General features: G+C 63.8%; 17 protein-coding genes. 10 read left to right on the forward strand and 7 right to left on the reverse strand.

The window, feature by feature from the left end; genetic code table 11:
* Window positions 1-5: 5 nt before the first annotated feature.
* Entirely contained in the window at window positions 6-1298 is a 1293-nt protein-coding gene (locus tag QOS90_RS01280; RefSeq protein WP_085272170.1) for an NAD(P)/FAD-dependent oxidoreductase, read from the reverse strand.
* Window positions 1299-1493: 195 nt separating this feature from the next.
* Here QOS90_RS01280 and QOS90_RS01285 point away from each other — a divergent pair, with 195 nt between their 5' ends.
* Window positions 1494-1847 (forward strand): YkgJ family cysteine cluster protein, encoded by a 354-nt coding sequence (locus QOS90_RS01285; protein ID WP_027592171.1) that lies wholly within the window; start codon window positions 1494-1496, stop codon window positions 1845-1847.
* A 2-nt stretch (window positions 1848-1849) separates the two neighbouring features.
* Here the strand turns inward: QOS90_RS01285 and dadR are convergent, their stop codons facing one another.
* A complete protein-coding gene (gene dadR, locus QOS90_RS01290) occupies window positions 1850-2338 on the reverse strand; it encodes a transcriptional regulator DadR (RefSeq protein ID WP_003258963.1) in 489 nt (162 codons plus the stop codon).
* 155 nt (window positions 2339-2493) lie between these two features.
* Here dadR and dadA point away from each other — a divergent pair, with 155 nt between their 5' ends.
* From dadA to QOS90_RS01315, 5 genes are all read left to right on the forward strand, one after another.
* Window positions 2494-3795, forward strand: coding sequence for a D-amino acid dehydrogenase (dadA, locus tag QOS90_RS01295; RefSeq protein WP_027592172.1), 1302 nt, complete (start codon window positions 2494-2496; stop codon window positions 3793-3795).
* A gap of 149 nt (window positions 3796-3944) precedes the next feature.
* A complete protein-coding gene (alr, locus tag QOS90_RS01300; RefSeq protein WP_085272171.1) occupies window positions 3945-5018 on the forward strand; it encodes an alanine racemase in 1074 nt (357 codons plus the stop codon).
* Window positions 5019-5141: 123 nt separating this feature from the next.
* Window positions 5142-5690 (forward strand): cupin domain-containing protein, encoded by a 549-nt coding sequence (locus QOS90_RS01305; RefSeq protein ID WP_027592174.1) that lies wholly within the window; start codon window positions 5142-5144, stop codon window positions 5688-5690.
* 154 nt (window positions 5691-5844) lie between these two features.
* The gene (locus QOS90_RS01310) at window positions 5845-6249 is read left to right on the forward strand and encodes a c-type cytochrome (RefSeq protein ID WP_033693936.1); all 405 of its coding nucleotides are present in this window, start codon (window positions 5845-5847) and stop codon (window positions 6247-6249) included.
* Window positions 6250-6447: 198 nt separating this feature from the next.
* Window positions 6448-8304 carry an acetyl-CoA hydrolase/transferase C-terminal domain-containing protein gene (locus QOS90_RS01315; RefSeq protein ID WP_085272172.1) on the forward strand — a complete coding sequence of 619 codons (1857 nt, stop codon included), beginning with the start codon at window positions 6448-6450 and terminating at the stop codon, window positions 8302-8304.
* Window positions 8305-8426: 122 nt separating this feature from the next.
* Here QOS90_RS01315 and QOS90_RS01320 read toward each other — a convergent pair whose 3' ends face one another.
* The gene (locus tag QOS90_RS01320) at window positions 8427-8999 is read right to left on the reverse strand and encodes a xanthine phosphoribosyltransferase (protein WP_003253535.1); all 573 of its coding nucleotides are present in this window, start codon (window positions 8997-8999) and stop codon (window positions 8427-8429) included.
* Window positions 9000-9064: 65 nt separating this feature from the next.
* Window positions 9065-11074: a DNA helicase Rep gene (gene rep / locus QOS90_RS01325; protein ID WP_085272173.1), complete on the reverse strand. Its 2010-nt coding sequence runs from the start codon at window positions 11072-11074 to the stop codon at window positions 9065-9067.
* 286 nt (window positions 11075-11360) lie between these two features.
* Here rep and QOS90_RS01330 point away from each other — a divergent pair, with 286 nt between their 5' ends.
* Window positions 11361-13025, forward strand: coding sequence for a putative bifunctional diguanylate cyclase/phosphodiesterase (locus tag QOS90_RS01330; RefSeq protein ID WP_085272174.1), 1665 nt, complete (start codon window positions 11361-11363; stop codon window positions 13023-13025).
* Between the two features lie 31 nt (window positions 13026-13056).
* On the opposite strand, the gene QOS90_RS01335 is transcribed toward QOS90_RS01330, so the two are convergent.
* Window positions 13057-14445 carry a NorM family multidrug efflux MATE transporter gene (locus QOS90_RS01335; RefSeq protein ID WP_027592179.1) on the reverse strand — a complete coding sequence of 463 codons (1389 nt, stop codon included), beginning with the start codon at window positions 14443-14445 and terminating at the stop codon, window positions 13057-13059.
* Between the two features lie 154 nt (window positions 14446-14599).
* On the opposite strand from QOS90_RS01335, the gene QOS90_RS01340 reads away from it, so the two are divergent.
* Window positions 14600-15553, forward strand: a complete 954-nt coding sequence (locus QOS90_RS01340) for a LysR substrate-binding domain-containing protein (protein WP_027592180.1) — start codon at window positions 14600-14602, stop codon at window positions 15551-15553.
* Between the two features lie 3 nt (window positions 15554-15556).
* On the opposite strand, the gene hglS is transcribed toward QOS90_RS01340, so the two are convergent.
* Both hglS and QOS90_RS01350 read right to left on the reverse strand, forming a co-directional pair.
* Entirely contained in the window at window positions 15557-16951 is a 1395-nt protein-coding gene (gene hglS, locus QOS90_RS01345; protein WP_085272175.1) for a 2-oxoadipate dioxygenase/decarboxylase HglS, read from the reverse strand.
* Between the two features lie 207 nt (window positions 16952-17158).
* Complete coding sequence (locus tag QOS90_RS01350; RefSeq protein ID WP_085272176.1) at window positions 17159-18043, reverse strand: LysR family transcriptional regulator; 885 nt, start codon at window positions 18041-18043, stop codon at window positions 17159-17161.
* A gap of 135 nt (window positions 18044-18178) precedes the next feature.
* On the opposite strand from QOS90_RS01350, the gene amaB reads away from it, so the two are divergent.
* A complete protein-coding gene (gene amaB, locus QOS90_RS01355; protein WP_012274799.1) occupies window positions 18179-19669 on the forward strand; it encodes an L-piperidine-6-carboxylate dehydrogenase in 1491 nt (496 codons plus the stop codon).
* A 170-nt stretch (window positions 19670-19839) separates the two neighbouring features.
* Window positions 19840-21126, forward strand: a complete 1287-nt coding sequence (amaA, locus tag QOS90_RS01360) for an L-pipecolate oxidase (protein ID WP_027592183.1) — start codon at window positions 19840-19842, stop codon at window positions 21124-21126.
* Window positions 21127-21170: the final 44 nt, after the last annotated feature.

A 21170-nucleotide genomic window follows, 5' to 3' on the forward strand; every position in this document is an offset into this window, starting at 1 on the left:
AGCATTCAGACCAGCTCTTTCAGCCGGTGCCAGAGCATCCCCAGTGCCAGCAGTGGCGAGCGCAGGTGCTTGCCACCCGGGAAGGTGATGTGCGGCACCTTGGCGAACAGGTCGAAGCGCCCGCTTTGCTGGCCGCTGATGGCCTCGCCCAGCAGGCGTGCGGCCAGGTGGGTAGCGTTGAGCCCATGGCCAGAGTACGCCTGGGCGTAATAGACATTCGGCTGGCTGGCCAAACGGCCGATCTGCGGCAGGCGGTTGGCGCCGATGCCGATCATGCCGCCCCATTGGAACTCGATGCGCACATCGGCCAGGTGCGGGAAAACCTTGAGCATTTTCGGCCGCATGTAGGCGGCGATGTCTTGCGGGTCGCGGCCGGAATAGTGGCAGGCACCGCCGAACAGCAGCCGGTGGTCCGCAGACAGGCGATAGTAGTCCAGCGCTACGCGCTGGTCGCACACGGCCATGTTCTGTGGCAGCAGTGCGCGCGCGCGTTCTTCGCCCAGTGGCTCGGTGGCAATGATGTAGCTGCCGGCGGGCAGCACCTTGCCGCCCAGCTCGCGGTTGAGGTCGTTGTGGTAGGCATTGCAGCACAGCACCAGCGTCTTGGCGCGGACCCGGCCCTGAGCGGTGTGCACCTTGACCTCAGGGCCATACTCGATGCGGGTGACTTCCGACTGCTCATACAGGCGCACGCCCAGGCGGCTGGCTACGGCCGCCTCGCCAAGGGCCAGGTTGAGCGGGTGCAGGTGGCCCGAGCCCATGTCGATCAGGCCGCCGACATAGCACTCGGCGCCGACCACGCTGTGGATATCGTCTTTGCCGACCAGGCGCAGCTCATGCTCGTAGCCCAAGCTGCGCAGTGCTTCAGCCTCTTCGGCAAAGCCCAGCAGCTCAGCAGGTTTATTGGCCAGGTCGCAGTAGCCCCAGGTCAGGTCGCAGGCGATGGCGTGGCGCTCGACCCGCTCGCGGACGATCTGCACGGCTTCCAGGCCCATCAGCTTCATGCTGCGCACGCCTTCTTCGCCGATCACCGGAAGGAACTGGTCCAGGCCATGGCCAACCCCGCGGATGAGTTGCCCGCCGTTGCGCCCGCTGGCGCCCCAGCCGAGCTTGCGGGCTTCCAGCAGGATCACCGAGAGGCCACGTTCGGCCAGTTCGATGGCGGTGTTCAGGCCTGAATAGCCGCCGCCGACGATGCACACGTCGGCGCTGTGCTCGCCTTGCAGGAAAGCGTGGTCGGGGTGGGGCGCGCTGCTGGCGGCGTAATAGGAGGCGGCGTGCTGCGCGCTGTGGATCATGGGGCAGGTCCTGGGCAGGAAAACAGAAGGGGGGAGGATAAGCTGGGGTTTTGTGGTGGGGCAACTGGCCCAATCGCCGGCAAGCCGGCTCCCACCGGGGCTGCACTGCCCCTGAGATAAGCGGTGTACTGGTGGGAGCCGGCTTGCCGGCGATTGGCCCTATAATTCGACCTCGACCCTCATTGTGTACCCGCCATGTCCTGCAACCGCCACAAGATCCACTTCCTGCGCGAGCTCATCCCCTCATTCGAGTGCGAGCCCGGTTGCCACGATTGCTGCGGCCCGGTCACCACGTCCACCGAAGAAATGGCCCGCCTGCCGCGCAAGACCGAGGCGGAGCAGGCCGCTGCGCTGGAGCACCTGGACTGCGTGCACCTGGGCCCCAATGGTTGCACGGTGTATGAAGAGCGGCCGATGATCTGCCGTCTGTTCGGTACCACCCCGCGCATGGCCTGCCCGCGCGGTCGCGGCCCTGAACAGATGATCGAGCCCGAGGCCGAGCAGCTCGTTCACCAGTTCATCGCCACCACCCGCCAAGTACTGGTCTAGCCTCAGTCCGGAATCGGCAGGCAGAGGCTCTCTTTTACCTCCTCCATCACGATGTAGCTCTTCGACTCGCGCACGTGCGGCAGCTTCAGCAGGATGTCGCCCAGCAGCTTGCGGTACGAGGCCATTTCCGAGATGCGCGCTTTCACCAGGTAGTCGAAGTCGCCTGAGACCAGGTGGCACTCCAGCACATGGGGCAGCTTGAGCACGGCGCGGCGGAACTCCTCGAAGGTGTCGCCAGACTTGTAGTCCAGGCTGATTTCGACGAACACCAGCAAGCTGCCCTTCAGGTGCTGCGGGTTGAGCCGGGCGTTGTAGCCCATGATGATGCCCTCGCGCTCCAGGCGGCGGACGCGCTCGGTGCACGGGGTGGTGGAAAGCCCAACTTTCTCGCCCAGTTCGGTGAAGGAAATACGGCCGTCATTCTGCAGGATCCGCAGTATGTTGCGGTCGATCTTGTCCAGTTCACGCTTGCTCTGGTGCTGGGTTCTCATAGGGGATGCCCCTCCGTGAAAGGCAATATTGCCGAGAATTCTCGCCAAATATAGGCTTTTATATAGTGAATTGCACTGGTCTGTAATTTTTATACTGCGCGCATCCATGCCATTTCAACAAAAGACTGCGGTGCGCCGCGTGCGAGGGATCAACAATGCGAGTTCTGGTACTTGGTAGCGGTGTCATCGGAACCGCCAGTGCCTATTATCTGGCCCGGCAAGGTTTTGAAGTGACGGTGGTCGACCGCCAGCCAGCGGCGGCCATGGAAACCAGCTTCGCCAACGCAGGCCAGATCTCGCCCGGCTATGCCTCGCCCTGGGCTGCCCCGGGTGTGCCGCTCAAAGCCATCAAGTGGCTGCTCGAACGCCATGCGCCACTGGCCATCAAGCTCACCGGCGACGTTGACCAGTACCTGTGGATGGCACAGATGCTGCGCAACTGCACCGCCAGCCGCTATGCGGTGAACAAGGAGCGCATGGTGCGCCTGTCCGAGTACAGCCGCGACTGCCTCGACGAGCTGCGCGCCGAAACCGGCATCGCCTACGAAAGCCGCACCTTGGGCACCACCCAGTTGTTCCGCACCCAGGCGCAGGTCGATGCCGCAGCCAAGGACATCGCCGTGCTCGAACAGTCCGGCGTGCCGTATGAACTGCTCGACCGCGATGGCATTGCACGCGTCGAACCGGCCCTGGCCGGGGTTAAAGACATCCTCGCCGGTGCACTGCGCCTGCCCAACGACCAGACCGGCGACTGCCAGCTGTTCACCACCAAGCTCGCCGACATGGCGCAGAAGCTGGGTGTGGAGTTCCGCTTCGGCCAGGACATCCAGCGCCTGGACTTTGCCGGTGACCGCATCAACGGTGTATGGATCGACGGCAAGCTGGAAACCGCCGACCGCTACGTGTTGGCCCTGGGCAGCTACTCGCCGCAGATGCTCAAGCCACTGGGCATCAAGGCGCCGGTCTACCCGCTCAAGGGTTACTCGCTGACCGTGCCGATCACCAACGCCGAGATGGCGCCGACGTCGACCATTCTCGATGAGACCTACAAGGTTGCCATCACCCGTTTCGACAACCGCATCCGCGTTGGCGGCATGGCTGAGATCGCCGGTTTTGACCTGTCGCTCAACCCGCGTCGGCGCGAAACGCTGGAGATGATCGTCAACGACCTTTATCCTCGCGGCGGTGACCTGAGCCAAGCCAGTTTCTGGACCGGCCTGCGCCCGGCCACCCCGGACGGTACGCCGATCGTGGGTGCCACAGCGTTCCGTAACCTGTTCCTCAACACAGGCCACGGCACCTTGGGCTGGACCATGGCGTGCGGCTCCGGTCGCCTGCTGGCGGACCTGATTGCACGCAAAAAGCCGCAGATCAGTGCCGAAGGGCTGGATATTTCCCGGTATGGCAACAGCCGGGAAGTGGCCAAGCACGGGCAGACAGCGCCCGTTCACCAGTGATGTGAGTGCCTGTTCCGGCCTCTTCGCGGCTAAAGCCGCTCCCACAGGGATCGCATGAACGTGCAGTTTGTGCGGTCCCTGTGGGAGCGGGTTTACCCGCGAAGAATCGAACACTGTTTTTAAACTGAACCACCATAAGGCTTGCCGCCATGCGTCCCGCCCGCGCCCTGATCGACCTCCAGGCCCTGCGCCACAATTACCGCCTCGCCCGTGAACTGACCGGCGCCAAAGCCCTTGCCGTGATCAAGGCCGATGCCTACGGCCATGGCGCGGTGCGTTGCGCCCTGGCGCTGGAAGCCGAAGCCGACGGCTTTGCCGTGGCCTGCATCGAAGAAGCCCTGGAGCTACGCGCTGCGGGCATCAAAGCCCCCGTTTTGCTGCTCGAAGGCTTTTTCGAGGCCAGCGAGCTGGCGCTGATCGCCGAGCACGACCTGTGGTGCGTGGTGCATTCGCTGTGGCAACTCGAAGCGATCGAAAAGACCCAGGTGCACACGCCACTGACGATCTGGCTGAAGCTCGACAGCGGCATGCACCGCGTCGGCCTGCACCCCAAGGATTACCACGCGGCGTATCAGCGCCTGCTGGCCAGCGGCAAGGTGGCGCGCATCGTACTGATGAGCCACTTCGCCCGTGCCGACGAACTGGACGCCGACGCCACCGCCGAGCAGATCGCGGTGTTCGAGGCTGCGCGTCAGGGCCTGGCCGCCGAGTGCAGCCTGCGTAACTCGCCCGGCGTGTTGGCGTGGCCACAGGCTGGCGGCGACTGGGTACGCCCAGGCCTCATGCTGTATGGCGCCACCCCCTTCGAAGTCGCCCAGGCCGAGGCTCAACGCCTGCAACCGGTGATGACCTTGCAGTCGCGCGTCATCAGCGTGCGCGAACTGCCCGCCGGTGAGCCGGTTGGCTACGGCGCCAAGTTCACCAGCCCGCGGCCGACCCGTGTCGGCGTGGTTGCCATGGGCTACGCCGATGGCTACCCGCGCCAAGCCCCCAATGGCACCCCGGTGATGGTCGCCGGCAAGCGCGCCCAGCTGATCGGCCGGGTCTCGATGGACATGCTCTGCATCGACCTGACCGATGTGCCAGAAGCTAACGTCGGCAGCCCGGTAGAACTGTGGGGCAAGCAGGTGCTGGCCAGCGAAGTGGCTGCGCAGGCCGGCACCATCCCCTACCAGATCTTCTGCAACCTGAAGCGGGTGCCGAAAGACTACTGCGGTGAGTAAGTGCGACGAATGAGACGCTGAAGCGGACAGCTTGAGGGGTGGTGTGTTGTAAATACTGAACGGCATTGCCATGATATCGTTCACATCCACCCCTATTTCTACCCGTTTCAGGAGGCTCCAGCTTTGGACGTCGGCGAACGACTGCAAGCCATCCGCAAGCTCAAGGGCCTGTCACAACGTGAACTCGCCAAGCGCGCGGGCGTAACCAACAGCACCATCTCGATGATCGAGAAAAACAGCGTCAGCCCTTCGATCAGTTCGCTGCGCAAGGTGTTGAGCGGCATTCCGATGTCGATGGTCGAATTCTTTTCGGTCGAACTGGCTGTCGAGAGCCCGACGCAGATCGTCTACAAGGCCGATGAGCTGATCGATATCTCGGACGGCGCGGTGACCATGAAACTGGTGGGCAAGTCGCACCCCAACCGGGCCATCGCGTTTCTCACCGAGGTCTACCCACCGGGTGCCGACACCGGCGCCGAAATGCTCACCCACGACGGCGAAGAGACCGGCATCCTGCTCGAAGGCCGGCTTGAACTGGTGGTCGGCAACGAGGTGTTCATCCTCGAAGAAGGCGACAGTTACTACTTCGAAAGCACCCGCCCGCACCGCTTTCGCAACCCCTTCGACGCGCCGGCCCGGCTGATCAGCGCGGCGACGCCTTCAAACTTTTGATCCAGCGCAGTGCATTGATTCGGCAATACCCCTTTCCTGTGTAGGGTCGTTTCACGGTCTCTGGGTTCCCGCTATACTTTTCAACGCTCGCCGACCCGTGGCCGCGAGCGTGATTAGCCACCATGAGGGTGTACGCGTGAACCAAATCAAGAAGATGCTGGCCGTACCAGCAGCCGTATTCGCCCTCTGGGCAATGAGCGCAACCGCTGCGACCAACGACGACATCGCCAAGCGCCTAGAGCCGGTTGGCCAGGTGTGCGTCCAAGGCCAGGAGTGCAAGGGCATGGAAGTGGCCGCGGCGGCAGGCGGCGGCGGTGCCAAGACGCCAGACGACATCATCGCCAAGCATTGCAATGCCTGCCATGGCACCGGCTTGCTCGGCGCGCCGAAAATCGGCGATACCGCGGCGTGGAAAGAACGCGCCGACCACCAGGGCGGCCTTGATGGCATCCTGGCCAAGGCCATTACCGGCATCAACGCCATGCCGCCTAAAGGCACGTGCGCGGATTGCTCGGATGATGACCTGAAAGGGGCGATCAAGAAGATGTCGGGGTTGTGAGTAACCGCTGAATTGCACGAGGCCCGCCGTTGATGGCGGGCTTTGTTTTTGTGCTGCCTGTGCCGGCCCTTTCGCGGGTAAACCCGCTCCCACACGGACCTGTAGGAGCGGGTTTACCCGCGAAAGGGCCCGCACAGGCAACAAACAAGGCATGTCCATGTCCAACCCCTGAACCCATGGAAGACTCAGGAGGCCAAGATGCACCTCTGCGCCATCGATCAGGCTGTCGAGCAGGTCTTGTCACGCCTGCCGGCCCATATCCACATGGGCCTGCCACTGGGCCTTGGCAAACCTAACGCCTTCGTCAACGCCCTGTACGCACGAGTGCGCGACCTGCCCGAACGTCGCCTGACGATCTACACCGCCCTCAGCCTCGGCCGCCCGCCACTGGGTGATGGCCTGCAGCGACGCTTTCTCGAGCCCTTCGTCGAGCGTGTCTTTGCCGACTACGAAGAGCTCACTTACCTCGCCGACCTGCGCAACGACTGCCTGCCACCGAACATCCGCGTCGAGCAGTTCTTCATGCAGCCCGGCAGCCTGCTGCACAGCGAGACTGCCCAGCAGGACTACATCAGCAGCAACTACAGCCACGCTGCCCGCGACATCAATGCCAAGGGCCTGAACCTGATTGCCCAGCTGGTGGCTGCCACGCCAGAAAAGCCCGTGCACCTGAGCCTGGCCTGCAACCCCGACATCACCCTCGACCTGCTGCCGATGATCGCCAAGCGCCGCGCGGCCGGCGAGACCATTCTCATGCTCGGGCAGGTTCATGCCGAAATGCCCTACATGCCGGGTGATGCGGAGCTGAGCATCGACGCCTTCGACCTGCTGATTGACGAGGTGGAGCAACGTCGGCTGTTCTCTACGCCAAACATGCCGGTCAACACCCAGGACCACTGCATTGGCCTGCACGCCAGCACGCTGGTGCGCGATGGCGGCACGCTACAGATCGGCATTGGCGCCATGGGCGATGCCGTGGCCGCCGCGTTGCTGGCCAGGCAGGGCGACAACGCCGGCTACCGGGCCTTGATGGATGAACTGGATGTCGGCCCGTGGCAGGCCCTGATCGAGCGCGAAGGGGGGCTGGATGCCTTCGCCCAAGGCCTCTACGGTTGCAGCGAGATGTTCGTCAATGGCCTGCTGGCGCTGGCCGAGGCAGGCGTGGTGCGGCGCCCGGCGGACGAGCAGGGCGTGCTGGTGCATGGCGGGTTTTTCCTTGGCCCGCGGGCGTTCTACCAACGCTTGCGCGAAATGCCGCTGGAGCAGCGCGCACGCTTTGCCATGACGCGGATCAGCTACATCAACGAGCTGTATGGCCAAGAGGAACTGAAACGCCGCCAACGTCGGGATGCCCGCTTCATCAACACCGTGTTCACCATGACCTTGCTCGGCGCGGGGGTTGCCGACCAGCTGGAGGATGGCCGTGTGCTCAGCGGCGTGGGCGGGCAGTACAACTTCGTCGCCCAAGGCCACGCGCTGGAGGGTGGGCGCTCGATTTTGCTGCTGCGCAGTTGGCGCGAGGCGGGCGGGCAGGTGACGTCCAACCTGCTCTGGCAGTACGGCCACTGCACCATTCCCCGGCATTTGCGTGACATCGTGGTAACCGAGTACGGCATCGCCGATTTGCGTGGGCAGACTGACAGTGAGGTGATTGCGCGGCTGCTGGCGGTCAGTGACTCACGCTTCCAGGGCGAGCTGATGGCGCAGGCCAAGAAGGCCGGCAAGCTGGCCAAGGATTTCGAGCTGGAAGCCCGCTTCACTGACAATACGCCGGAGCGGCTCGAGGCCATCCGGGCACGGCATGCAGGGTTGTTTCCGGAGTATCCGCTGGGGACTGATTTCACGGCTGAGGAGCGGGACTTGCTGCGGGCGCTGAACTGGTTGAAGAGCAAGTTCAGGCTGAGCGAGGTGCTGGAGCTGGGCAAGGCCGCGCTGGATGCGCCGGGGCCTGAGGGCTATGAGGGGCACCTGGAGCGGATGGGGCTGGACGCTCCGCAGGGATTGAAGGAAGAGTTGTATCAGCGGCTTTTGCTGGCAGGGTTGGCGGCGCCCTGAAGATAGCCGGGGCTGCTTTGCAGCCCATCGCCGGCAAGCCAGCTCCCACAGGAACTTCACGAGGCCGCGCCTTGTGCAGTACTTGTGGGAGCCGGCTTGCCGGCGATGGGGCCGGTACAGGCTTACTCGATGAAGCTGACCACACCGCCTTCCAGCGACTTCACCCGGGCCAGCGATTCAACGCGGTAGCCCTGGCTGTCCAGCTCGGCACGGCCGCCCTGGAACGACTTCTCGATGACGATACCCAGGCCGGCCACGGTGGCGCCGGCCTGCTTGATGATCGAGATCAGTGCCTGCGACGCCTTGCCGTTGGCCAGGAAGTCGTCGATCACCAGCACGCGGTCGCTGCTGTTGAGGTGGCGCGGCGAGATGGCCACGGTGTTCTCGGTCTGCTTGGTGAAGGAGTACACCGAGGCAGTCAGCAGGTTCTCGGTCAGGGTCAGCGACTGGTGCTTGCGCGCAAAGATCACCGGCACGCCCAGCTTCAGGCCAGTCATCACCGCCGGGGCGATGCCCGAGGCTTCGATGGTGACGATCTTGGTCACGCCGGCGTCGGCGAACAGGCGGGCGAACTCGTCACCGATCAACTGCATCAGCGCAGGGTCGATCTGGTGGTTGAGAAACGCGTCGACTTTAAGAACCTGATCGGAAAGCACGATGCCTTCTTCGCGAATCTTCTGATGCAGTGCTTCCACTGTGGTTTTCCTCGATGTAGCAAAGGTGGCCGCAACAGCGGCAACGGTTAAAGAGTAAGGGTTGATCAGCGTTTGAGCATTGCCCGAATATCGGCCAGTGCGTTGTTGCCACGCGCGGCTTTCACTTCGACGGGCGCATCGTCCAGGCCTTCCCAGGCCAAATCGTCCGGCGGCAGTTCGTCGAGGAACCGGCTCGGGGTGCAGTCGATGATCTCGCCGTACTGCTTGCGCTTGGCCGCAAAGGTGAAGGCCAGGGTCTGGCGCGCGCGGGTAATGCCCACGTAGGCCAGGCGGCGTTCTTCTTCGATGGTGTCGGCTTCGATGCTGGAGCGGTGCGGAAGGATCTCTTCTTCCATGCCCATGATGAACACGTAAGGGAATTCCAGGCCCTTGGAGGCATGCAGGGTCATCATCTGCACACCTTCGGCGTTTTCTTCCTCTTCCTGCTGGCGCTCGAGCATGTCGCGCAGCACCAGCTTGCCGATGGCGTCCTCGATGGTCATGTCACCCTCTTCGTCCTTCTCGAGGGTGTTTTTCAGCGCTTCGACCAGGAACCAGACGTTGCTGATGCGGAACTCCGCCGCTTTGTCGCTGGCGGTTTGCTGGCGGATCCAGTTCTCGTAGTCGATGTCGCAGATCATCTCGTGCAGCGCGGCGATCGGGTCATCCAGCGCCACCTTGTGGCGCACCCCGTCCAGCCAGTGCTTGAAGCGTTGCAGGCGCTCGGTGTAACGGGCGTCCAGGTGCTCGCCCAGGCCCAGCTCTTCGCTGGCGGCGTACATTGAGATACCGCGTTCGGTCGAGTAGTTGCCGAGCTTTTCCAGGGTCGTGGAGCCGATTTCCCGGCGCGGCACGTTGATCACGCGCAGGTAGGCGTTGTCGTCGTCCGGGTTCACCAGCAGGCGCAGGTAGGCCATGAGGTCCTTGACCTCCTGGCGGCCGAAGAAGCTGTTGCCACCCGAAAGGCGGTACGGCACCTGGTGGTGCTGCAGCTTCAGTTCGATCAGCTTGGCCTGGTAGTTGCCGCGGTAAAGGATGGCGAAGTCGCTGTACGGGCGGTTGGTGCGCAGGTGCAGGGTGAGGATTTCCATGGCCACGCGTTCGGCCTCGGCTTCCTCGTTCTTGCAGCGGATCACGCGGATCTCGTCGCCCACGCCCATCTCGCTCCACAGCTGCTTCTCGAACGCGTGTGGGTTGTTGGCGATCAGCACGTTGGCGCAGCGCAGGATGCGGCTGGTGGAGCGGTAGTTCTGCTCGAGCATGACGATCTTCAGGGAGGGGTAGTCCTCCTTGAGCAGCATCAGGTTCTCGGGCCGCGCGCCACGCCAGGCGTAGATCGACTGGTCATCGTCGCCGACCACGGTGAACTGGTTGCGCATGCCGATCAGCATTTTCACCAGCAGGTACTGGCTGGCGTTGGTGTCCTGGTATTCGTCCACCAGCAGGTAGCGCACGCGGTTCTGCCAGCGCTCCAGCACCTCGGGGTGTTCCTGGAACAGCTTGACCGGCTGCAGGATCAGGTCGTCGAAGTCCACCGCGTTGAACGCCTTGAGCGTGCGCTGGTAGTGGGTGTAGACGATGGCGGCGGTCTGCTCGCGTGGGTTGCGGGCCTTTTCCAGGGCCTCGGGCGGGAGGATCAGGTCGTTCTTCCAGGCACCGATCATGTTCTTGATCTCGTCGATGCCGTCGTCGCCGGAATACTCTTTCTGCATGATGTCCGACAGCAACGCCTTGATGTCGGACTCGTCGAAGATCGAAAAGCCTGGCTTATAGCCCAGCTTGTCGTGCTCCTTGCGGATGATGTTCAAACCCAGGTTGTGGAAGGTGCACACCGTCAGGCCGCGGCCTTCCCCCGGGCGCAGCAAGGTGGCGACCCGCTCCTTCATCTCGCGCGCGGCCTTGTTGGTGAAGGTCATCGCCACGATGTACTGGGCACGAATGCCGCAGTTCTGGATGAGGTGGGCAATCTTGCGCGTGATGACGCTGGTCTTGCCGGAACCTGCACCGGCGAGCACCAAAAGAGGGCCGCCGACGTAGTCTCGGGCTTCCTGTTGCCGGGGATTGAGTCGGGACATGCTAGAAACCGGGGGTCGCCAGAAAATAGCCGCGCATTCTAACAGGCATGGGCCGGTAATGGCGCGACCGTCTGACGTCTGAGTCAGACTTTTATCAGCGCATAAGTATTAGTCAGGCTCATGCTATTCACCGAAAAAATCGTATTTGCCGGTTGGCCTGGTTTCGCGCACGATGCACGACGAAATGTGTCGTTGCCTACATATATAAAAGCGTAAATCATTTTCATTCATGCAGTGGCATACTTGGCCTCTGCCGTTGCACCCGCCCATGCCCTAAGGAGCCCGCTTGTCCACGCCTGTCGAACCGTTGCGTTTGCTGCTGTTGGCTGATGAGCCGGAATGGGCCGTGCTGTTGCGCGAGTGCGTGCAAGCACTGAGCGGCAGCGCGGTGTTGTTGACCGCACCTGACTGGGAGTCGGTCGACAGCCTGTTCAGCCACGACCGCCAAGCCGTGATCCTGGCCACCCCGGCCTTGCAGCCAGCCCCCGGCCGCTGCGAGCTGCCCACGGTCGTGCTGCTCGATCACGAGCCTGAAGTGGCGCCCACCGGGGTCAGCGACTGGCTGGTGCGTGACCACCTCAATGCCGATGCCTTGCGCCGCTCGTTGCGCCACGTTCGCGAGCGCGGCGTGCTGGTTGCCACTTTGCAACGCCTGGCCGAGCAGGACCCGCTGACCGGTATTGCCAACCGCCAGGGTTTCCAGGCCTTGCTGACCACGCGCCTGGCAGAGGGGGATGGCCGTGGCCTGGCCCTCGGCCACCTCGACCTGGACAACTTCCGCCACGTCAACGACGCGCTTGGCCATCAAAGCGGCGATCGGCTGATCCTGCAGGTGGTGGCACGGCTCAAGCTGCAACTGGAGGCCGGTGACCAGCTGGCCCGGCTGGGCAGTGACGAATTCGCCCTGCTGATCGATACCCGCCGCGACCCGAACCGCGCCGAGTGGATGGCCGAACGCATCATCGAAGCCTTGGCCGAGCCCTACTGGATCGACGGCGAAAGCCTGCTGCTCGGCTGCAGCCTGGGCCTGGCTCACGCCCGGGCGCAGGGCGGCGCCGACCCGCTGATGTGGCATGCGCACATCGCCATGCGCCAGGCCAAGGGTAGCCAGGGCTGTACTTTTCATGTCTTCAACGAACGCATCAACCGCAACGCCCGCAGCCTCGCCGACCTGGAAAGCGAGCTGCGCCGGGCCCTGCGCCGTGACGAGCTGGAGCTGCATTACCAGCCACGGCTGAACCTGGCCGATGGGCGCATCGTTGGCCTCGAGGCGCTGGTGCGCTGGCGCCATGCCGAGCGCGGCCTGTTGCCGCCCAGCGAGTTCGTGCCGCTGGCCGAGCAGAGCGGGCTGATCGTGCCGCTTGGCTACTGGGTGATATCGCGCGCGCTGCGTGACATGCAGGCGCTGTGCGAGCATGGCCTGCCGCCGCTGCACATGGCGGTGAACCTGAGCTTCAGGCAGTTTCAGGACAGCCAGCTGCTGGCCACCCTGAGCCGGTTGATCATCGAGCACGGCGTCGATGCGCGCTGGCTGGAGTTCGAGCTGACCGAGACGGCGGTCATGCGCCGCAACGAACAGGTGCGCCAGACCATGGATGCCCTTGGGCGCTTGGGCGTGCGTTTTTCCTTGGATGACTTCGGCACCGGCTTCTCATCGTTCGTGCACTTGAACAGCCTGCCAATCGCCTTGCTCAAGGTTGACCGCAGCTTTGTCGCCGAGATGGAAATGCGCGAGGAGAACCGCAAGCTGGTGCACGCCATGATCAACCTGGCGCATAACCTCAACCTCGAAGTGGTTGCCGAGGGAGTGGAAAGCGAAGCGCAGATGGCGTTGTTGCGCGAGTTCGGCTGTGACCAGGTGCAGGGATTTTTGGTCAGCAAGCCGCTGCCGGTGGCGGAGTTGATGGCGTTTTTGCAGGACTGTGGAACGCCGCATCTGGTTAGCCTGTAATGCGGCTAGGGCTGCAAAGCAGCCCCGGCAATCACACAGGCAGTGCAGACCTGTCAGGCAAACCCGCCTTTCTCAACAGCCGTTTCATCCGCCATTCAAAGCCAAGGGTCAGCGCCACTGCCGCACAGGCCAGCCCCAACGCCAGCCCCCACCAGATCCCGACCGCGCCGCCTCCCAGGTTGAAGGCGAACAGCCAAGCGCTGGGGGCGCCCACCAGCCAATAGCAGCACAGCCCGATCAGGAAGGTGGTCTTGGCATCCTTCAGCCCACGGATCGAGCCCATGGCGATGGTCTGCATGCCGTCGAACAGCTCGAACCAGGCCGCGACCATCACCAGCTGCACGGCCAGTTGGTAGATGGCCGCGAACGCGGGGTCGTTGCGGTCGATGAACAACCCCACCAGGGCATCCGGCAACAGCCAGAACAGCGCGGCGAAGGCGAACATGATCATCCCGCCGAAACCGATGCCCACCCGGCCTGCGCTGCGGGCCGCGAGCAGGTTGCCGCCGCCGTAGTACAAGCCCACGCGCATGGTCACGGCATAGGACAGCCCGGTGGGCACCATGAACGCCGTGGAAACGATCTGCAGCGCGATCTGATGCGCCGCCAGCTCCGTGCTGCCGAGCACGCCCATGCACAGCGCGGCAAAGGCGAACAGGCCCACCTCCACCATGTACGTGCCGCCAATCGGCAGGCCCAGCCGCCACAGCTCGCGCAGGGCTGGCAGGGAAGGGCGTGACAGGCCCTGGCGCAGCGGGTAGGCGGCATAGGCCGAGTGCCAGCGGATGTACAGGGCCAAGGCAATCGCCATGCCCAGCGACACCACGGCAGTGACCAGGCCGATGCCCATCAGGCCCAGCTTGGGCAGGCCGAACATGCCTTCGATCAACGCAACGTTGAGCAGGTAGTTGAGCACCGTGCCTATCACGCTGATGACCATCACCGGCGTCGAGCGGCCAAGCGCGCTGGTGAAGCCGCGCAGGGCCATGAAGGTCAGGTAGCTGGGCAGGGCCAGCGGCAGCAGGGTGAGGAATTCGGCGGCCGAGGCGACGTTCTCCGGCTGTTGGCCAAACATCAGCAACACCGGCTCCAGGTTCCACAGCACCAGCGCCGCGACCAGGGCCAGGCCCCAGGCCAGCCACAGGCCGCTTTGTGCCAGGCGTGTGACGCCCTCGATGTCGTTGGCACCCTTGCGGATGGCCACCAGCGTGCCGACCGCGGCGATCACGCCCAGGCAAAAAATCGACACGAACGAGTAGCTCGCAGCGCCCAAGCCGCCGCCCGCCAAGGCTTGCGGGCTGATGCGGGCCATCATCAGGGTGTCGGTCAGCACCATCAGCATGTGCGCCAACTGCGAGGCGATCAGCGGCCCAGCCAGGCGCAGCAAAGCCTTGAGTTCGGTGGTAGGCGCTACATGCATGCGTGTGGTCCTTTTCCTGATCCCGTGAGCGAAGGGCGATTCTGAGGCTTTGGTCAGCTTTGCACAAAAGGATAAAAACGATCATTGGCATGAGTTTGACTCATGTGTTTATGCTGTCAGCGATCCGTTCCCCAGCCCGCATGGCAGGTGCCTAATGTCTCGTCAGCTCCCACCGTTGTATGCCTTGCGCGCATTCGAAGCCGCTGCGCGACTGAGCTCCTTCACCCGTGCCGGCGAAGAGCTTTCGATTACCCAGAGTGCGGTCAGCCGCCATATCCGCACCCTTGAACAACACTTCGCCTGCCGCCTGTTCGTGCGCAGCGGCCGCAGCTTGCAGCTGACCGAAGCGGCCAGGGTGTTGCTGCCCGGCGTGCGCGAAGGCTTCGCCGCGCTGGAGCGGGCTTGCGACACCTTGCGCGGCGAAGATGACATCTTGCGCATGAAAGCGCCCTCTACCCTGACCATGCGCTGGTTGCTGGCTCGCCTAAGCCGTTTTCGTCACCTGCAGCCCGGTAACGAAGTGCAACTGACCAGCGCCTGGATGGACGTCGACCATGTCGACTTCAACCAGGAACCTTTCGATTGCGCCGTGTTGCTCAGCGATGGCGTGTTCCCGGCGCATTGGGAAGTGCGCCGGTTGTTTCCCGAACTGCTGATCCCGGTGGGCGCCCCGGACCTGCTCGATGATGGGCCGTGGGACGAGCGTCGGCTGGCCTGCATCGAACTGCTGCACCCGACCGTGGACAAGCGTGACTGGCGCGAATGGCTGGAGCGCATGGGGCTTAGCGACAAGGTGTCGCTCAAGGGCGGCCAGGTGTTCGATACCCTGGAGTTGGGCATGATCGCAGCGGCGCGTGGCTATGGCATATCGATGGGGGATTTGCTGATGGTGGCCGAGGATGTGGCGCAGGGGCGTTTGAGCTTGCCCTGGCCAACGGCGGTGCCCAGCGGCATGGATTACTACCTGGTGTGGCCGCGCACCCGGCCGGGTGGCGAGCGGTTGCGGCGCTTGAGCGAATTCTTGCACGCGGAGGTGGCGGCGATGGACCTGCCAGATGTGCAGGTCCTGCCGACGCTTGGGCCGCAGCGCGACCCAATGCGGCCCTAAGGCTTACATCGACCCCAGGTTCAGCGCCTGTGCACACGCCTGCAACGAGCGGCGCTCGCTCTGCGCATACAACGCCAGCTCATCCTGCACCTTCAACCCCAATGCAGCTTCGAACGCCTCACGGTTAGCGTTGCTGCCGTATTCTGCCTGCGCATCATCGCCCAGGTTGGACTGGAAGATCCCCGCTGCACTCACTGGCAGGAAGTCCTCGTACACCAGCGCCTCGAAGTGCACATGCCCCGCATCGATCAGCCCTTGCAGGGTGGTCGGGCGGTCGCTGTGATCGCGAGCGGCCAGGCCTTTTTCGGTGGCGAAGTAACGGAAGTAGGCCAGGCCCTGTTCACGCATCTGCGCCAGGTCGTCGGGGAACTCGGCGAAGGTCTGGCTCAACAGCGTTCTGTAACGCTCGGCATTGGCTTCGGCTGGCACACCGCCCAAGGCGGCGCGGGTAGCATCGAGCAGTTTGTCGTACAGCTGGCGGCCTTTCGGCGTCAGTGCTGCACCGCGTTGTTCGATTTCGCCGAAACGCGCGGTGTGGCTGCCCTCGCTGCCTTGCTGGCCGCTGAAGGCGACTTTTTCCTGCAGCGCCTTGAAGCTGGTCTGGCGCAGCAGAATTGGGTGGCGGCGGGTGGGCGGGCCTTCGACCACGGCCTTTGGTGGAATGCCCTTGGCCGGCATGCCGACCTGGATCGCGTCGATGTCCAGGGTGCGCGGGGTCAGGTGGTTGATGTGCGGGCCCTTGAAGGCCACCACATCGGCAATCAGACGGTGCTGGTCGTGCAGTTGCTGGTACTGCTCGGCGGTTACCGTGGCGTCATGGTGCCAGCGGAAGGTGTGCAGCGCTTCCTGCACGAACGCCTCTGCGTCGGCTGCGCTGAGGCCGCCGTCACGCTCGCACTGGGCAATCAGCTCGAGTACGCGCGGGGTGAAAATCTTGCGTTTGGCCAGGATGCCCTGTGCCAGTTCGCGCAGTTGCGGGTTGTCGATCAATTCCAGGCGCAGCAGCGAGGTGAACACCCGGAACGGGCTGACATGCAGGGACTGCTCGTGCACGGCGCGGAAGGCGGTGGAGTGCACGGGTACGCCTGCAGAGCTGAGGTCGTAATAGCCGACGGGCTCCATGCCCATCACCGCGAACAGTTTGGCGATGGTCGCCAGTTCTTCGGCGGTGCCGACGCGGATGGCGCCGTGGCGTTCCTGGTCCAGGCGCTCGATTTCGCCGGTCCAGCGCAGCGCTTCGGCCACCGTTGGTTGCTGGGCCATCACCTGCTGGTTGATTTCGCTCACCAGCTCCAGCAGCGTGCCATACAGCGGCACTTCCTGTTTGTACATGAGCGACATGGCGGCAGAGAACTGCGCGCGGATGCTGTCTGGGCTGACGAAATCGTGGGCGGGCATCGCTAGCTTCCTGGTTGGGTTCGGACGCTTACATGAAAGCTGGGAATGCACATGGCTCACAAGCGAAAAAAAGTGCGAGTGTCATTCCTTTTTTGATCGACCTTAGGGCCCCTTCGCGGGTAAACCCGCTCCCACAGGGGTGGTGCAATGTTTGAACGCTGTGCAGTACCTGTGGGAGCGGGTTTACCCGCGAAGAGGCCCTAAAGCCTACAACTGCTCGCGAATCCACTCCACCAACGCCCGCACCTTCGGCACCTCCGCCGCATGCTCGGCATACGCCAAGTAATGCGCCCCGGTACTCTTCATCGCATGATTCCAGGCAATGACCAGGCTGCCTTCATTCAGCTCCTTGGCCACCAGGTACCGCGGCACCAGCGCCACCCCACAGCCCGCCTGCGCCGCGCTCAAGGCCATATAGAACGTATCGAACCGCGGCCCATGGTAGGCGCTGACACTCTGCAGCCCCAGCTCCAGAAACCACTCATGCCACGCCTCTGGCCGCGACGTACTCTGCAGCAGCACCAGCTCGGCCAACTCACCGGCATCGGCCAGCACCCGCCCGGCCAACAGCTCCGGCGCGCACACCGGCACCACCTCTTCGCGGAACAGCTCCACGCAGGTCGCCCCCGGCCAGGTGCCTTGCCCATAGAAGAACACCACATCCGCCGAGCCTTGCAGCAAAGCGAATGGCTCCATCTCGTTACGGATGTCCAGGTGGATATTGGTGTGGCGCTTGCCAAAGCCTTTGAGGTGGGGGATCAGCCAGCGCACGCCAAAACTCGGTTGAGTGGCTACCTTCAATATCTCGGTCTGCTCGCCATAGGTCAGTACGTAGCGGCTGGACATGTCCACCTGGGTGAGGATCTTGTTGACCTCGGCCAGGTACAGGCTGCCCGCTGGCGTTAGCTGCAGGCGGCGGCGGATGCGCAGGAACAGGTGGTGGCGCAGCATGTCTTCGAGTTGCGCCACTTGCTTGCTGACCGCGCTCTGGGTCAGGTGCAGCTCTTCGGCGGCACGGGTGAAACTTAAATGACGGGCTGCAGCTTCAAAGCACTGCAGGGCGGTCATGGAGGGCACCAGGCGTTTGGACATAGCGGTCTCTGCGGCTCAAATCATTACCTGACGGAATGATATGCGGAATAAAGGTCGTTTGTTGCACTGGTGTGATCGGATTAATACTGATCCACATCATTTTTCCACCCCATCACCGATGTAGGAGATGCACAAATGGTTGCTGGATTGCTCGAGCGCCTTGGCGTTGCCGCCGAGGCTTACACCCAGGGCGACTACCCTGTTCACACGCCGATCGACGGCAGCCAGATCGCCTCGGTGAAACTGCTCGGCAAGGCCGAGACCATCGCCCGCATCGATCAGGCCCAAAGCGCCTTCGACGCCTGGCGCACCGTGCCGGCCCCACGCCGTGGCGAGCTGGTCCGCCTGTTCGGTGAAGTGCTGCGTGAACACAAGGCCGACCTCGGCGAACTGGTTTCGATCGAAGCCGGCAAGATCACCCAGGAAGGCCTGGGTGAAGTCCAGGAAATGATCGACATCTGCGACTTCGCCGTCGGCTTGTCGCGTCAGCTGTACGGCCTGACCATCGCCTCCGAGCGCCCTGGCCACCACATGCGTGAAACCTGGCATCCGCTGGGCGTGGTTGGCGTGATCAGCGCCTTCAACTTCCCGGTTGCCGTCTGGGCCTGGAACACCGCGCTGGCCCTGGTGGCCGGTAACTCGGTGGTGTGGAAACCGTCGGAAAAGACCCCACTGACCGCCCTGGCCTGCCAGGCGCTGTTCGAAAAAGCCCTGAAAGCCTTTGGCGATGCACCGGCTGGCCTGGCGCAACTGGTCATCGGTGGCCGTGAAGCGGGCGAAGCGATGGTCGATGACCCACGTGTGCCGCTGGTCAGCGCCACCGGCAGCACCCGCATGGGCCGTGAAGTAGGCCCACGTGTTGCCGCACGCTTCGGCCGCAGCATCCTCGAACTGGGCGGCAACAACGCCATGATCCTGGCCCCGAGCGCGGACCTGGACCTGGCTGTGCGCGGCATCCTGTTCTCCGCCGTGGGTACTGCGGGCCAGCGCTGCACCACCCTGCGCCGCCTGATCGTGCACCGCTCGATCAAGGACGAAGTGGTTGCCCGCGTCAAAGCCGCCTACGGCAAAGTACGTATCGGTGACCCACGCAAAGACAACCTGGTGGGCCCGCTGATCGACAAACTGTCGTTCGACGCCATGCAGGGCGCGCTGGCCAAGGCCCGCGACGAAGGTGGCCAGGTGTTTGGCGGCGAGCGTCAGCTGGCTGACCAGTACCCGAACGCCTACTACGTGTCCCCAGCCATCGCCGAGATGCCGGCCCAGAGCGACGTGGTTCGCCACGAGACCTTCGCGCCGATCCTCTACGTGCTGGCCTACGATGATTTCGAAGAGGCCCTGCGCCTGAACAACGAAGTGCCACAAGGCCTGTCCTCGTGCATCTTCACCACCGACATCCGTGAAGCCGAGCGCTTCCAGAGTGCCTCGGGCAGCGACTGCGGCATCGCCAACGTCAACATCGGCACCAGCGGCGCCGAGATCGGCGGTGCGTTTGGTGGCGAGAAAGAAACCGGCGGTGGTCGTGAATCCGGTTCGGATGCCTGGAAAGGCTACATGCGTCGTCAGACCAACACCGTCAACTACTCGCGCGAGCTGCCGCTGGCGCAGGGTATCGTGTTCGACTGATGCTGCAGGGCCGGGGGCTTAGCCCCCGGTTCGCGGGGCAAGCCCGCTCCCACAGAAATCTTGCAGCCAACGCGATCTCTGTGGGAGCGGGCTTGCCCGCGAATGGGCCGCAAAGCGGCCCCAAAACATTAGATGCACCCGCAATAAGAACAACACTGCTGGAGCCGGCCATGTCCGAACTGCGTCAACAATGCTTGTGGGAATTCGTCAGCAAACCGACCGTCGCCGCCCAGGCCTTGGCCGGTGAGCACAAGGCCGATGTCTGTGTCATCGGTGGCGGCATCACCGGCCTGTCCGCAGCGATCCACCTGCTCGAACAGGGCAAGTCGGTGATCTTGCTGGAAGCCTGGAAGATCGGCCACGGTGGCTCCGGACGTAACGTCGGCCTGGTCAATGCCGGCACCTGGATCCGCCCCGACGACGTCGAGGCGACCCTCGGCCAGAAGCAGGGCAGCCGCTTGAACAAGGTGCTTGGCGAAGCACCGGGCGAGGTATTCGCCATGATCGAGCGCCTGGGCATCGACTGCCAAGCCCAGCACAAAGGCACGCTGCACATGGCGCACAACGCCACCGGCATTGCCGACCTCGAAGCCCGCCATGAACAATGGAGCCGCCGCGGCGCTGACGTCGAACTGCTGACCGGCGCCCAGTGCCAGGAATACTGCGGTACCGACAAGATTTCCGCCGCGCTGCTCGACCGCCGCGCCGGCACCATCAACCCCATGGGTTACACCCAAGGCCTGGCCGCTGCGGTTTCGCGCCTGGGTGGCAAGGTGTTCCAGCAGTCCTCGGTCGAGGGCCTGGAGCGCGAGGGTGATGGCTGGCGCGTGAAAACGGCACGTGGCTCGGTGCGCGCCGACAAGGTGGTGATTTCCACAGGTGCCTACACCGAAGGCGACTGGAGCAACCTGCAGAAGCAGTTCTTCCGCGGTTACTACTACCAGGTCGCGTCCAAGCCGCTGCACGGCGCTGCCGCTGACAAGGTGCTGCCGCATGGCCAGGGCTCCTGGGACACCCGCACCGTGCTCAGCAGCATCCGCCGCGACGACCAGGGCCGCCTGCTGCTCGGCAGCCTGGGCCGGGTCGACAACAAGCCGGCCTGGTTCGTGCGCAGCTGGGCTGACCGTATCCAGAGCCATTACTACCCTGAGCTGGGCAAGGTCGAGTGGGAGATGCACTGGACCGGCTGCATCGACTTTACCCCCGACCACCTGATGCGCCTGTTCGAGCCGGCGCCGGGGCTGGTGGCGGTGACCGGTTACAACGGCCGCGGCAACACCACCGGGACCGTGATCGGGCGAGCGTTTGCCGAGTTCTTGCTCAAGGACGAAGCGGACAGCCTGCCGATTCCGTTCTCGCCGATGACAGGGGTGAGCGCGCCGTCGCTGCGCACGGCGTTCTACGAGTCCGGTTTTTCGCTGTACCACGCGGGGCAGTGCTTGAGAGTTGTGCTGTAAGCACTGGCCTCTTCGCGGGTAAACCCGCTCCCACCGGTACTGCA

The organism is Pseudomonas sp. LAIL14HWK12:I10, assembly GCF_900184205.1.
In the GTDB taxonomy this organism is placed as follows: Bacteria; Pseudomonadota; Gammaproteobacteria; order Pseudomonadales; family Pseudomonadaceae; genus Aquipseudomonas; species Aquipseudomonas kermanshahensis.